This is a genomic window from Sinorhizobium medicae, assembly GCF_007827695.1.
GTDB classification, from domain to species: Bacteria; Pseudomonadota; Alphaproteobacteria; order Rhizobiales; family Rhizobiaceae; genus Sinorhizobium; species Sinorhizobium medicae.
The window spans coordinates 135,196-148,055 of sequence record NZ_VITA01000014.1; the positions used below are offsets into that span (position 1 = coordinate 135,196).

Consider the following 12,860-nt stretch of genomic DNA (forward strand, 5'->3'; position numbering starts at 1 on the left):
AATTCAACAAGGGACATCTCAATGTCGAAAGTCGTCTACACTGGCAACACCAACACCACGGGCGGCCGCGAGGGCGCGTCTCGCAGTTCCGACGGGCGTGTCGATATCAAACTGTCGTCGCCGGGCTCTTCGGACATGGGCACCAATCCCGAACGGCTCTTCGCGGCGGGCTGGTCCGCCTGTTTCCTAGGCGCAATCGCAAGGGCGGCTGCCGAGCGCCAGCTCCGCGTGCCCGCCGACGCTGCGATAAATGCCGAGATCGACCTGGTCTTGAATGACGACGGCTATGTGCTGCAGGCACGGCTGAACGCAAAGCTGCCGGGCATTGAGACGGCCCTCGCCAAGTCTTTGGTCGAGCGCGCCCACCAGCTCTGCCCGTATTCCAAGGCCACCCGCGGCAACATCGCCGTCGAGCTCAACGTCGTTTGATCGGTGTCCGATCAAGACCCTCCAACCCAAAATCGCTCCGGCGCTCCGAGATATGTCGGTCGTGACCGGCGCGACCACTGCGGGATTTTGTCATGACCACGATCCTGCTCGCCGCGGGCACACCCATCTACGCGCAAACGCCGCAACATGCAGCCACACAATTCCTGCCGATCAAGAACGAGCCTGCACCCAAGCTCTTCGTGGATCAGCCCCTTCCGAGACCGCTGATTACGAGAGGCGTGGCCATCATTCCCTATCGGGCCGAGAACTTCCGCATCCTGCCCATCTTTGGCGCTGGCGCCACCGATATCTCACCGCGAGCTGGGCACCTCCATGTCAGCATCGACGATCTGCCGTGGCGGCGGGCCGATGCAGGCGGCACTGGCGCGATCGTCCTGACCGGGCTGCCGCCAGGCGAACACAAAGTGCTCATCGAAATCGCCACGCCAGAACATCAAGTGCTAGGCGGAAAGGTTGTGAAATTCACCGTACCCGCGATCGACAGCTCACACCTTTAGACGTCTAGTTGGTGTGATGACCAGTTCCACTTTTCCCAGCTTGGGCGGCGGGCTCAAATTGGCGAGCGCTCAAGCACTCGGGTTGTTTGTCGAAGATGGACAAGAGATCTGAACCGTTGACCTCTGCCACAATGCCGGCCATCCGAAGGATTCTTTCAAGATGGCGGGCAGAAACTCTGCGCTCCGACGTTGGCAAGCGACAAGTTGGGTTTGCGAGTTGAAAGGACTTGATCCAAAGATCAGCGCTTTCGACAGGCCTCAAGGTGATCGGCACATCGGCGCGCCGAAACGCTGCTCAGTCCGTCGTGTGTCGGAACAGTTAGATCTGGTCCTCGCAAGTCAGCTTGTCGAGCGCATTGTGGCCGGCCTGCATGATGTCCATGTCGTGTATGTGACAGATGGCCGCCAATTCCATCATCAGATCGCCAACGACAAGATCGACGCGCCGAAGGGCACTCGCCTGATCTTGCATTATGGCTGCCTCGAGTTGCTCAAACGACCCTCCGAGAATGCGGTACAGCTCCAGGGCTGACAACAGAAGGTTTCGTTGGCGCAGTGCGAGGTTGCCTATTGAAGCGTCTCCGTCATAGGAGGCCATAAGTCTGATAGCTTTGTTCTGAAATTCGCTCATCAATATATACGCAAATCGAAAGCAATGTGCTCACTCGATATCCTTAAAAGTTGAACATCGGATTAATCTCAACCGCTGTCGATGGCGCGAACGAGCACTTCGTTGCCGCCGGTTGTCTTGGCGGCTACCGAACTTCCTGCTGTTGACCAACCGCACCCTGCTAACGATGCGTCTTGTTCCATCGCTCACCTGCGCCAAGCCGCTAACGCACCAAGGATTGAACGGAAATCGTTGACGTTGACACCGGTAGGTCCGACCACGAACAGGTCCCCGACGGCAGAAAAGGCGGAATAGCTATTGTTTGCTGCCAGTGCTGCGTCACCATTGATGCCATGGGCGACGAAGCGCCTGACGCTGCGCCCGTCTGCAAACGCTCCTGCATTGTTACCTGAGCCGTCTATACCATCGGTATCAGCGGAGAGCGCGAACACATCGAGACCATCGATGGCGAGCGCGAGAGACAGAACAAATTCTCCGTTGCGTCCGCCTTTGCCGCCACGTGATGACAAGGTCACGGTTGTCTCGCCGCCAGACAGCAAAACACAAGGTTTGGTGAACGGGCTGTCGTACAAAGCAATTTCACGCGCGATAGCCGCATGTACGCGTCCAACATCTCGCGCCTCCCCTTCAAGGCAATCAGACAAAACCACTGGTCTGACGCCGGATGCACGCGCGAACTCAGCCGCCGCTTCGAGCGAAATTCGGGCAGAGGAAACGAGGTGATGGCTATGGGAAGCGAAGGTCGCGTCCGCTGGCTGGGGTGCATCGGCAACATCAGTGCCAATAAAATCAAGCATTCGTCGCGGAAGCTTCAGTCGGTACCGGTCGATGATCTCCAAAGCATCACGACGGATACCTAGGCCGGGAATCGTCGGGCCGGAAGACACCAGCGCCGCGTCGTCTCCGGGGATGTCGGATACCACGAAACTAACAACTCGCGCTTTCGTCAGCGCCGCAAGCCTTCCACCCTTGATAGTGGAAAAATGCTTGCGCACGAGGTTCATCGCTGAGATTGGAGCCCCCGACGCCAACAATTCCTCGTTTAGGGCAATCTCGTCTACAAGCGAGAATCCTGGTGGCGGTGCTGGCAGAAGAGCCGAGCCCCCGCCACAGATCAATGCCAGCACTAGATCCTCGCTGGACAGATTCGCCACAGTGGCTTTCAGCCGCTGGGCCGCCTCCAAGCCGGCCCTGTCTGGGACCGGATGGGCTGCCGATATCACGTCGATCCGCTTAGTGTTGCATTCGTAGCCATAGGGTGTCACCACGACACCGCTCAGTGGACCATCCCAAAGTTCCTCCAGTGAACGCGCCATTTGGGCCGCACCCTTTCCGGCACCGACAACGACCACGCGCCCGCTCAAAGGCGGAGTCGGCAGGAGATCCTTGATCCTATTGATCGGATCCGCGGCCTGCACGGCGACCTCATACAATGACGTCAGGAACAGACGGGGGTTTGCTATCATTGCCGGTTGCTTTCATCGGTCGGGCCGAAATGGAGGCCTCATAGTGCCTCAATCAACGCCGAGTGATCCTTGTCACCTAGACCCTTGGCCAACGCGCCATTCATGAGCTGGTGCACCATTGCGGTATTTGGCAACATAAGTTCCAGCAGTTGCGCCGAGTCCAGCGCCAGCGACAGATCCTTGTGATGCAGGCGAATGCGGAAACCTGGCTCGAAGGATTCGCTGATCATCCGCTCTCCGTGGACTTCGAGGACCCGCGATGCTGCAAACCCTCCCATAAGCGCCTGACGGACGACGGCGGGATCGGCTCCAGCCCTGGCAGCGAACCGCAGCGCTTCCGATACCGCCTGGATGTTCAGGGCAACGACGATCTGATTCGCGACCTTGGCGACCTGACCGTCGCCGACGCCCCCGATCAGCGTGATGTTCTTGCCCATCTTCTCAAATAGTGGTTTGGCCCGCCCGAAGACCTCCGGCTTTCCGCCGACCATGATGGTCAGGGAGGCAGCCTTGGCGCCGACCTCTCCGCCCGATACCGGCGCATCGAGATACTCGCATCCGCGGGCGTCGAGGCGGGCGGCAAAGTCCTTGGTCGCCAGCGGCGAAATCGAACTCATGTCGATGATCAGTTTGCCGGGTTCGACACCCTCCAGGACGCCGTCTTCGCCGAACAGGACGTGTTCGACGTCCGGCGTGTCGGGAAGCATGAGAATAATGACCTCTGCCGACCGCGCCACCTCCGACGCGGACGTGCAGGCCGTCGCACCGCTTTCGACGAGATGAGCCGATCGAGGCTTCACCCGATAGAGGTAGAGCTGATGCCCGGCAACGATCAGATGCTGCGCCATCGGGCGCCCCATGACGCCCAGCCCGATAAATCCGATTCTCACTGTTTAATTCCCTTGCTGTAACATCTTAAGCCAATCGAGACCCGCGCGCGTGCCGACTGCAGGCTTGTATTCACAACCCACCCAGCCCTCGTAGCCGAGCTCGTCGAGCCGCTTAAAAATGAAACCGTGGTTGATCTCGCCGGTGCCCGGCTCGTGGCGGCCGGGATTGTCAGCGATCTGGACATGGCCGATCCTCCTTTGCAGTCTCTCGAAGGTGGAGAGGAGATCGCCCTGCATGATCTGCATATGATAGAAATCATACTGGATCAGCAGATTGTGGTGGTCGACCCGGTCCATTATCCGCTCGGCGTGATCAGTCGTTGCTACAAAGTAACCGGGAATGTCGCGGGTGTTGATCGGTTCGAAGACCAGCGATATCCCGGCAGCGGCCAGTCGCTCTGCGGCATATCTGAGATTGTCGGCGAGCGTCGCCTCGGCCACGTCCGGCTCCATGCCAGCGGGCGCGATTCCTGCAAGGCAATTGATCTTGCAGCAGTCGAGCGCCTGGGCGTAGGCGATCGCCGTGTCGACGGATGCCTCGAATTCCTCGACTCTATCAGGCAGGCAAGCGATGCCGCGTTCGCCTGCCGACCAGTCGCCGGCTGGAAGATTGAACAGGGCCTGGGTTAGTCCGTTCCGCCTCAGTTCGACTGCGATGGCATCCGGCGTCTCCTCATAGGGGCTGACATATTCGACTGCCTTGAAGCCATCGGCAGAGGCGGCGGCAAACCGCTCGATAAATGAATGCTCCGTATAGAGCATAGAGAGATTGGCTGCGAACTTCGGCATATTGGATGGCCCTTAGACTTGATCTGTGCGCAGGCGGTGAAGCATGCGCTTGTTGCGGGGATCCGGGTTTGGAACAGAGGAAATCAGCCGCCTCGTGTAGGGCTGCGACGGGTTGGTGCAGATAGTTTCGGCATCACCGACTTCAACGATCTTGCCCCGGTGCATGACGGCGACGCGATCGCAGAAATAGCGCACGACCGAGATGTCGTGGGAGATGAAGATGAAGCTGAGATGCAACTGCTTCTGGATGTCGATCATAAGATCGAGAATCTGGCTGCGGATCGAGACATCGAGAGCGGATGTCGCTTCGTCCGCAACGATGACCGTGGGATTGAGGGCAAGCGCCCGGGCGATGCCGATGCGCTGGCGCTGACCGCCCGAAAATGCGTGCGGGTAGCGCTCCATGGCGAGCGGGTCCAGACCCACTTTGCCCATAAGTTCGGCAACCCGTACCTCCACGGCCTTGCCGGACATGCCCTTGGAGATGACGAGCGGATCGCCGATGATCTGTTTCACGGTCATGCGTGGATTGAGCGACGCGAAGGGATCCTGAAAGATCAGCCGTACATCCTGATGGTAGCGCCGCAGATCTACCTTGCCGAGCGCGGTGACGTCGACAGGTGCAGACGTCGCATCGGCACGATACGTCACGGTCCCGGACGTCGGCTCGACAATGCGCAGGATCATGCGTCCAAGCGTCGTTTTGCCGGAGCCGCTTTCGCCGACGATGCCAAGGTTCTCGCCCGGGAAGAGGTCGAGGCTGGCATCATCGACAGCCACCAGTCCGCGGCCGCCGCTGCGCGCGAACATGCGCGAGGGTGCGCCGTAGATCTTGGTGAGATTGCGAACAGAAAGCACTGGCTCGACGGACGGTGTCAGCGATGCCGGCAAAGCACGGATCGCCGCGCCGCTTTCGAGCTTGACCGTCGCGTCGAGAAGCTGGCGCGTATACGGGTGCTGGCTGGCGTGGAATATGTCGTCAACCGGCCCCTGTTCAACGATCTTGCCGAAGCGCATGACGGCAACGTCATCCGCGACTTCGGCGACGATGCCCATGTCGTGGGTGATAAGCAGCATTGCCATGCCGCGTGCGTCCTGCAGCCGCTTGATGAGGTCGAGGATTTCTGCCTGAGTGGTCACGTCGAGCGCCGTCGTCGGCTCGTCGGCAATAAGCACCTGCGGATCGCAGGCGAGCGCCATCGCAATCATCGCCCTTTGCCGCATGCCGCCGGAAAACTCGAAGGTATACCGGTCGGCCATTAGCTCTGGTTGCGGGATCTCGACCTGACGCAGCAGTTCGACACAGCGGGCGCGCGCCTCCGACTTGGACACCCGCCGATGCAGGCGCACCGCTTCGACGATCTGCGATCCGATAGTGTGGACCGGCGACAGGGAACTCATTGGCTCCTGGAAGATCAACCCGATCCGCCCACCACGGATGGCGAGCACCTCGCGGCTGCCTTCCTTGAAGCGTGCCACATCCACAGGGCCATTCGGGCCGTCGAGCAGGATCTGGCCGCCGATCATTCGGCCGGGCTTATCAATGATCCGCATCAAGGCGCGCGCGGTCACCGATTTTCCCGAGCCGCTTTCGCCCACGAGAGCCATGGTCTGGCCGCGCTTCAGGTCGAAGCTGACGTTGCGCACCGCGTGGAGCACGTGCGTGCGCAGGTGGAAATCAATCGAGAGATTGCGCACCGAGAGCAGCGTGTCGGGCTTTGTCATCTAACCTTCCTCTCAAGTATCGTAGGGATCGGCTGCATCGCGCAGTCCGTCGCCGAAGAAATTGAAGGAGAGCACAGCAAGAACCACGGCAAGGCTCGGCCAGATCAGCAGCCAGGGCGCGGTTGCGACGGTGCGCACGTTCTGGGCATCCTGCAGCAGCACGCCCCAGCTGACGACCGGCGGCTTCAGGCCGACGCCGAGGAATGACAGCGAGGTTTCCGCCACGATCATCGTCGGGATTGCGAGCGTCACGACGGCGAGTATGTGGCTGGTGAGCGACGGCAGGATGTGACGGAAAATGATCCGGCGCTCACCGGCTCCGTCAAGCCTTGCGGCCGTGACGAAATCATCGCCGCGCAACGCGAAAAATCGTCCGCGCACCTCTCGCGCCAGTCCCGTCCAGCTAAGCAGCGAAACGATGAGCGTGACCATGAAGTACACCGACAGCGGAGACCAGCTGAGCGGGATGGCGGCTGCCAGTCCCAGCCAGAGAGGGATGGTCGGCATGGCGCTGACGATCTCGATGACTCTCTGGATCAGGGTGTCGACCCAGCCGCCGTAATAACCCGAAACTGCTCCCATGACGACGCCGAGCGTGAGCGAGATCGCCACCCCCACCAGGCCGATCGACATGGAGACGCGGGTTCCGTAGATCAGGCGGCTCATGAGATCCCGCCCGAGGCGATCGGAGCCCAGCAGATACATCGGCTCGCGTGCGTCTAGGGGTCCGACAAGATGGGTTTCCATCGGGATGACGCCCCACAGCTTGTATGGGGCGCCTTTGACAAAGAAGCCGATCGGAATGATCTTGGCCTCATCTACGACAAAGCTGCGGCGAAGGGCCTTGGGCTCGATCTCGATCCGGTAACCCTTGACGTGGGGCAGGAATCGCGTACCGGCATTGTCCGTATGTGTAAACAGCGAGATCCTCTGAGGCGGCGCAAATGTATATTGCGGCCTCGACGCGTTCGGCAGACCGGGTGCTAAGAACTCGGCGAAAGCACCGATCAGATAGAGCACCAGAATGATGCCCGCGGCGAAGGCCGCTATCTTGTGACGGAGAAAGCGCTTGCAAATGAGCGTCCACTGGCCGGCGGCTTCCAAGGTCACCACCTTGCCACCCGAATTCAGGGGGCTGACGGCAGGACCGGTTTCCATGACGAAAACAGACTGTGTATTGATCGACATGGCGCGCCCTCAGTTGAACCGGATACGCGGATCAAGCACCGCCAGAAGGATGTCGGAGATCAGCATCCCCACCAGCGTCAACACACCCATCAAGAGAATGAAGCTGCCCGCCAGATACATGTCCTGTCCGACGAGTGCCCGCAGGAGCAAAGGGCCGGCGGTCGGGAGGTTGAGGACGATGGCAGTGATGGTAACGCCGGACACGAGGTCGGGCAGCACCCAGCCAATCGAACTGACGAACGGGTTGAGCGCGATGCGGACCGGATATTTGAGGATCATCTCGCGTTCGGGCAGTCCTTTGGCGCGCGCGGTCACCACGTAGGGCTTGCTCAATTCGTCGGAAAGGTTCGCCCGCAGAATCCGGATCATCGCAGCCGTACCCGACATGGCGATAACGATCACAGGGATCCACATGTGGCTCAGCATGTCCAGCAGCTTTGCAAGGCTCCACGGCGCATCCACGAAGGCCGGTGAGGAGATGCCGCCGACGCTCTGACCAAGAAACCGGTAGCTCGTATACATGAGGGTGAGTGCCATGATGAAATTTGGCACCGCCAATCCAATAAAGCCCAAGAGCGTGAAGGCGTGATCGCCAAACGAATGGCGCCTCACAGCCGAATAGATGCCGATGGGAAGGGAGATCGCCCAGACTAGCAGCAGGCTCGCCAGCGAGATCAGCAGCGTCGATCCCATCCTGTCCCAGATCAGGGTGGACACCGGCTGGTTCCACTCAAACGAGTAGCCGAAATCGCCGCGCGTCAGGATCCCTGTTATCCAAACGAAATATTGGACATATGCCGGCTGATCGAGGCCATACTGGGCCCGCAGCCGCGCGATTGTCGCTTCATCCAGGTTCTGTCCGCCATCGGCCATGGTCGACAGCAGCGACGTAAGGTAGTCGCCCGGCGGCAACTGGATGATCATGAAGGCGATCAACGACATGCCGAACAATGTCGGGATCATGTAAAGAACGCGCTTTGCCACATAAGCCAGCATGGTTTCCTCCCGCTGCGTATTCTCGGCTTACGACTGCCAGATGATATGAACGGTTTCGAGCGCCTCAATGGACGGCACCTGGATCTCGACCCGATCGCCGACGATGCAGCACTCACACTTATCGCCGTTGACCAGCAGCTTCGCCGAGGCGGACCTTCGACCCTTCGGCATCGCAACGGACACCGTCTGCTTGCCGATCGGATAGACCTCACGAAGGGGTCCCTTCATCATCATTGGGTTGGTGAGATTAACGAGGAAGATCGCCGTCGCATCGTCGCTCTCGTAAACGGCGATGTCGATGATCCCCTTGCCTTCCACCCGAACCCGATGATCCCTACCTATGGCCCAGTTGACGGCGTTGGCGATCAGCCGCCCGTGATCAGGGGCAAGAACCTTCCAGAAGACCTCGCCGATATTCCACGGGATGTAGACAACACGGCCGCCGTGGCCGGTCTCGCGTGCGACGACGGCAGCCCCCTCCGGCGCTTCGCGCGGATAGACTTCCTCCATCGGCAGGTCGGGGAAATCGGGGATGTAGAGGAACGGCGTCTCTGCCTTCGCATCCGCATCGACGGCAATGAGGCGTGTCCCGCCAATTATGCGAGTGGCTCCCTCGTAACCCCGGTTCAACGGATGCGGGTTGGACAGTGCGACATAGGTGTTCTTCACCGGACCACGGGGAGCCGATGTCAGCGTTGCGCCGAAGACCCGTGCCAGCCCGAAATCGCTCCTTTGCCTTCCCACTTCGTCATAGAGGGAGGTCTCGTTTGCCGCGACGACCGAACCGCCGCGATTGACATACTCTTCGATGGCAGAGCATTGCGCGTCGGACAAATAGGTTGCGTTTGCCAGCACGATCAGCTTGAAGCGATCCAGCGCTTCGGCTGTCATCACCTGGTCCGAGAGGAATTCGAATGGAATGCGCGCTTCCACCAGCGCGTGATAGAATCCGAGATCATTGTGCTCGGCGATGTGCCGTTCTTCCGGTGCCCAGTGCCGCAGCGTCGTCGACGGATCGATGATGGCAATTTCGGCCGTCGGCGCCATTCCGTCGATCTGCGGTTCGATGTCCGCATGAAGATTGAACGCATCCACGACAGGCTGAACCCATCGATCGTCCGGAACGCAGGCATTGAATTTGGTAAACCAGGGAAACAGGCCCTGCGCCATGCCGTCATGGATCCACAGCTTGGTTTCCTCCCCACTCTGGACGGAATCCTTCCAGCGATATTCCTCCTCCGGCCCGATGGAGGTGATCAGCCCAACCGGGCGGTCACGAAATGTGCCGCGAATGCGCTTGCCGTTGCGGCCGGCCGACCAGCCGACCTCGATACCTTGGCGCGCCTGATGATCGACGAAGAGGATCGGGCAATGCTTCTGGATGAGCGACAGGTCGAATTCCATCAGTGACGAGCCGCTCATGTTAGGAATGAAGCTGGCGTGAGGCCGGATGGACTTCACGGTTTCGTCCCAGTGGACTACGAGGTCCGTCAGGATCCGTCTCCGCCATGCGGCCCATGCCTGCCAAGCAGGATCTCTGGCATCTGCCTTCGCCGGCAGGTCGTAGCCCGTTTCGTCCCGGAATCGTCGCTGATTGTCTTCGCTATAGGAGACGCCATGCCCCTGCCAGCGATTGGCGAACACTGCGTCGATATCGTATTTGGCGACAATCTCACGGATGACGTCGGTGGTGAAATTGCGGTTGTAGCTTCCGAGTGCGTCGGTGACGAAGATGCCGGGGAATGCCCAGTGCTCGCGCGGGCTGCCGTCCCGGTTGATCGCCACCCACTCCGGATGCGCCTCTGCCGCATCCGCATGGATCGCATGCGGATCGACGCGCGCCATGACATGCATGCCGAGTTTACGTGCGCCCTCGACGATGGTTCCGAACGGATCGGTTCCGCCGATAAACTTCGATACGTAATGCAGCGGAATTTCGCTCGGATAATAGGCGATGTAGCCTCCAGCCGAAAGGCACACCGCGTTCGACTTCGTGCGCCGGAACACGTCGATCCAGAATTCCGGATCATATTTGTCCGGATCCTCTTCCGCGAAAGTCAGTTGCGTCCAGCGGGTGGCCGACTTGTACCATTCAGGCGAACGGGCGGTGGAACCGGTGATTGCGTTTGGTCGATGCAGCATTTGGGTTTTCCATGGCAGTAGAGTGCCGGCGCGCCGTGAGGCACGTGCAACAGGTTTGGAGTGCCCGCCCAGTCCTTGTCAGGACCGGGACGAGACGGAGTGATCAGACCTTGAAGAAAGTCTCGGGATTGACAGGTCCGGGCGTCGGATATCCCCAGGAGTTCGGCATCGCCTCGGGGACGTTCTGCATGTCGTTTTTAACCACCCCATAGCTGTCGGCGGGCAGGCAGATTCCGAACACATAGAACTGGTCGGCAGCGATCTCCAGAATCTCGGCCATGAGCTTCTTTTGCACATCGGGATCGGCCGAAGCGAGCACCCGATCGTAGAGAGCCAAGGCGTTTCTGACGGGCTGCGGTGGCTCCACCGCACCCTGGGATTGCGAATCTCGATACCAGAGTTGCCAACCTTTCGCGTACAGCGCTTCTGTCGTATTGGGAATGAAATAACGCGGGTCAAGGATTGCCGCGATGCCGCCATTGCCGCCAAAGCGATGGGCTGTCGCGTCATACTCGATACCCTGCCGCACGCGCACTTCCCAAAGCGAGCGGTCCATGCTTCTCATCTGGACATCAACGCCGACAGCCCGGAACATCGGCAGAGCAAGTTGGAAGATGTCGAGGAAGGTGGCGCGCGCCTGATCGATTTCAAAAATGATCGATACCCGTTTTCCGCCTTCATCGAGACGGAAACCTTCACTATCCTTGCTCGGCAGGATCTTGTCCAGGAGAGCGTTGGCGCGATTGGGGTCGTATTGCGTGTACTGCGTTGCGAGGCGTTCGTTGTAGAGCGGATCGTCCGCTCGCACGGCAGGCTGCGAGATCGTTCCCTGTCCGATGAACACGGTATCGATGATGGCCTGGCGATCGAGCGCCATTGAGAGCGCTGCCCTGAAGTCCTTGTTGTTGTAGAGCTTGCGCTTGACCTCATTGGGGTGGTTGAGATTGAGCTGGAAAACCATCTCGTTTGTTTCGGTTGAGGTCAGCGTGTAGAATCCAAATCTGCCCTGCTCTTGGGAATCGTACAGCACGGCACGATTGGCAGGCGTGGCAATATACTGATCCATCAAATCGATCTCGCCCTGCATCGCCTTCAGAAGTAGGACCTGCGGATCGGAAACCATCTGGTAGACGATCCGATCCAGATAAGGCAGTTGATTGCCCTCGGTATCGACTTTCCAGTAGTAGGGATTTCGCTCGGCAACGGCACGGTCGGTACTCTGACCGGGCGCGATGGCCACCTTCCAGGCATGAATGACCGGGCGCTGCGAGTTCTGGAAGAATTCGTTGTCTACGACGAGACCAGCTTCCCGCTGGAAAAGCTGGATCCATCCCGAGGCGCCCTTGGTCTTGGCTTCCTCTTCGGCATTTGGATTGTACTTGATGTGGAACTGCTTGAGGTAATGCTTCGGTGCCCGCGTCGTCTGATCGTCGTTCGCCCATGCGAGCCGGAGGGGAAAAAGTCCATTGGGTGCTGCGAAGATCACCTTGAACGTGACGTCGTCGACAGCTTCGAAGCGCGCCTTCTTGCCTCCGGCGCGCAGATGGTTCTGCCCGACATCGTTGAGCCCCTCGTAGTTGAAGATATCCTCGTACCAGAACAGGATGTCTTCCGTGGTGAAGGGCTCGCCATCCGACCATTTCATGCCCTTGCGCAGCCTGAACGTGAACTCAGTCGCGTCGGCATTGCTTTCGTAATGTTCGGCAACGTTTGGCACCACGCCCGACCAATCCGGCGCATACCTTAACAGAGGCTCGTAAGCCTGATAGCGGAACAGCATCGACAGGGATCCCCCGCCAACGATTGCACTGTTCCAGTCGCCTCCATGGGTCCCCACCCGATCCAGCGGGGTGACGACCATCGGGTTGAGCGGCAAGCGGTCCGCAACGGCTGGCAGGCTGCCCGTCTTGGCCAGCGCCTCCAACATGGCAGGCTCTTTGGCCGAGTTGGCCAGTGCAATCATTGGCATTACAGGCAGTAGAACGGCGGCGGTGCTCGAAAAGAGAAACGCGCGACGGCTGAATTCTTGCATGTATTTCCTCCTCCAATCAAATCGTCGCAGGATGGCCTCCCCTCCTCAGGATCG

Annotated in this window: 11 protein-coding genes; 3 read left to right on the top strand and 8 right to left on the bottom strand. The window is 59.6% G+C overall.

Annotation, left to right across the window (positions count from 1 at the left end; genetic code table 11):
- Window positions 1-21 precede the first annotated feature (21 nt).
- The 3 genes from FB009_RS22515 (at window position 22) to FB009_RS32815 (ending at window position 1,479) form a co-directional block, all read left to right on the top strand.
- Window positions 22-429, top strand: coding sequence for an organic hydroperoxide resistance protein (locus tag FB009_RS22515; RefSeq protein ID WP_011970421.1), 408 nt, complete (start codon window positions 22-24; stop codon window positions 427-429).
- Window positions 430-521: 92 nt separating this feature from the next.
- Window positions 522-947: a DUF6130 family protein gene (locus tag FB009_RS22520; RefSeq protein ID WP_011970420.1), complete on the top strand. Its 426-nt coding sequence runs from the start codon at window positions 522-524 to the stop codon at window positions 945-947.
- A 160-nt stretch (window positions 948-1,107) separates the two neighbouring features.
- Entirely contained in the window at window positions 1,108-1,479 is a 372-nt protein-coding gene (locus FB009_RS32815; protein ID WP_162305159.1) for a hypothetical protein, read from the top strand.
- Window positions 1,480-1,763: 284 nt separating this feature from the next.
- Here FB009_RS32815 and FB009_RS22530 read toward each other — a convergent pair whose 3' ends face one another.
- The 8 genes from FB009_RS22530 to FB009_RS22565 form a co-directional block, all read right to left on the bottom strand.
- Window positions 1,764-3,044 (bottom strand): glycerate kinase type-2 family protein, encoded by a 1,281-nt coding sequence (locus tag FB009_RS22530; protein ID WP_127581531.1) that lies wholly within the window; start codon window positions 3,042-3,044, stop codon window positions 1,764-1,766.
- A 38-nt stretch (window positions 3,045-3,082) separates the two neighbouring features.
- Complete coding sequence (locus tag FB009_RS22535; protein ID WP_024324966.1) at window positions 3,083-3,934, bottom strand: 2-hydroxy-3-oxopropionate reductase; 852 nt, start codon at window positions 3,932-3,934, stop codon at window positions 3,083-3,085.
- Between the two features lie 3 nt (window positions 3,935-3,937).
- Window positions 3,938-4,723: a 2-oxo-tetronate isomerase gene (gene otnI / locus FB009_RS22540; RefSeq protein WP_127581528.1), complete on the bottom strand. Its 786-nt coding sequence runs from the start codon at window positions 4,721-4,723 to the stop codon at window positions 3,938-3,940.
- Between the two features lie 12 nt (window positions 4,724-4,735).
- The gene (locus FB009_RS22545) at window positions 4,736-6,448 is read right to left on the bottom strand and encodes an ABC transporter ATP-binding protein (RefSeq protein ID WP_011970415.1); all 1,713 of its coding nucleotides are present in this window, start codon (window positions 6,446-6,448) and stop codon (window positions 4,736-4,738) included.
- Between the two features lie 12 nt (window positions 6,449-6,460).
- Complete coding sequence (locus FB009_RS22550) at window positions 6,461-7,636, bottom strand: ABC transporter permease (RefSeq protein WP_011970414.1); 1,176 nt, start codon at window positions 7,634-7,636, stop codon at window positions 6,461-6,463.
- A gap of 9 nt (window positions 7,637-7,645) precedes the next feature.
- Window positions 7,646-8,632: an ABC transporter permease gene (locus FB009_RS22555; RefSeq protein WP_101806571.1), complete on the bottom strand. Its 987-nt coding sequence runs from the start codon at window positions 8,630-8,632 to the stop codon at window positions 7,646-7,648.
- A 27-nt stretch (window positions 8,633-8,659) separates the two neighbouring features.
- Window positions 8,660-10,774: a family 10 glycosylhydrolase gene (locus FB009_RS22560; protein ID WP_127581525.1), complete on the bottom strand. Its 2,115-nt coding sequence runs from the start codon at window positions 10,772-10,774 to the stop codon at window positions 8,660-8,662.
- A 103-nt stretch (window positions 10,775-10,877) separates the two neighbouring features.
- On the bottom strand, window positions 10,878-12,806 hold the full coding sequence (locus FB009_RS22565) for an ABC transporter substrate-binding protein (protein ID WP_011970411.1): 1,929 nt from the start codon (window positions 12,804-12,806) through the stop codon (window positions 10,878-10,880).
- Window positions 12,807-12,860: the final 54 nt, after the last annotated feature.